This is a genomic window from Pseudoalteromonas sp. SWYJZ98 (assembly GCF_015864495.1).
In the GTDB taxonomy this organism is placed as follows: domain Bacteria; phylum Pseudomonadota; class Gammaproteobacteria; order Enterobacterales; family Alteromonadaceae; genus Pseudoalteromonas; species Pseudoalteromonas distincta.
Genome location: NZ_JADYXA010000113.1, coordinates 1 through 502 on the forward strand (window position 1 = coordinate 1; position 502 = coordinate 502).

Annotated in this window: 1 protein-coding gene; it reads right to left on the bottom strand. The window is 53.4% G+C overall.

Annotation, left to right across the window (positions count from 1 at the left end; translation table 11 throughout):
- Positions 1 to 402: hypothetical protein (locus I6F10_RS20065; protein ID WP_197099322.1), on the bottom strand; the 402-nt coding region annotated here is incomplete at its 3' end.
- Positions 403 to 502: the final 100 nt, after the last annotated feature.

Below are 502 nucleotides of genomic sequence, written 5' to 3' on the forward strand. Positions count from 1 at the left end.
ATAGTCGCGGCTGAGTGAGTGTGAGCCAAACTCAACATAAGGCACCTTGATGGCTTCGTACACATCAGGCCCGAAAGCATCGTTAAGTCCAACACCGTGACCCATGGCTTGCATTGCGGCATAGTGACCGAAGTGGTCGATTGTGTTGGGTCGGTCGCCGTCACCATCGCGCTCAATCAGCCCCAGCAAGTCGCCGATGCTTAGACCGTTTTCGCGTTCCATATCCATGCGCAGGGTCCGCGCGGCGTGCATTGCAGCGGGGTCGATTTCATCGGGCATTACATCAAAAATTTCAGTACCTGCGCCGATGGGTGAATCTTCGGACTCATCGGCAGCATCCGCCCACGCACTGGCAAAAAATGCCTTTGCGGCGTGCAATTCAAATTCTTCGGTTTCAGCCATATCAGTTCACTCCTTGATAAATAACAGGGGGCAAAAACGCCCGGTAATAGCCCCGTACATAAGGGCTATTCGCTGGCGTTTTTATTTGTGTGCTGCCCAC